The organism is Pseudoalteromonas sp. C8, assembly GCF_011378685.1.
GTDB classification, from domain to species: domain Bacteria; phylum Pseudomonadota; class Gammaproteobacteria; order Enterobacterales; family Alteromonadaceae; genus Pseudoalteromonas; species Pseudoalteromonas arctica.
Map to the genome: position 1 here is coordinate 1 of NZ_WTKT01000067.1, position 524 is coordinate 524.

Genomic DNA, 524 nt, shown 5'->3' on the forward strand with positions numbered 1-524 from the left:
TCACCTTCTACCAAGCCAGTTAAGGTGTCCGCCGCTAATGTCCAGGTATCTCCGTTGTTAGTCGCGTTGTAATCATTGTCACCAATAGTAACGATCACGGTTGCCTCTGGATCATCGATAGAGCCGGTTAGCTCAGGACTCAGACTGTTAGTCGTTAGGTCATCAATGCCTACGTTTAAACCGGTGAGGTCAATAGTAATGGTACCCGTTGCATCATCAGTATTACCCGCGGCATCGGCTGCGCTCACGCTGATGTCCAGTATCCCCTCACTCAATGCAGGAATAGTACTGTCGTCTAATGTCCACGTACCGTTGGTGTTGTTCACCGCAGTATACGCGGTGCCCGCAATGGTCACTGTCACCACCGCCGTTGGATCGTCAATCGTACCGGTGAATACCGGTGTGCTGTCGTTGGTTGTTAAGTCATCAACCGTCACGTCTGGAACGGTTGTATCAATGTTAATCGTTGTGGTTGCACTGTCGGTATGACCTGCTGCATCGTTCGCGGTCACAGTGACTTCAAC

The 524-nt window shown here is 50.8% G+C and carries 1 protein-coding gene; it reads right to left on the reverse strand.

All coding sequences use genetic code 11. The features are described 5' to 3' along the window. Window positions 1-512 (reverse strand): Ig-like domain-containing protein (locus tag GQR39_RS20065; RefSeq protein WP_346774504.1); only part of this gene is annotated, 512 nt, incomplete at its 3' end. Window positions 513-524: the final 12 nt, after the last annotated feature.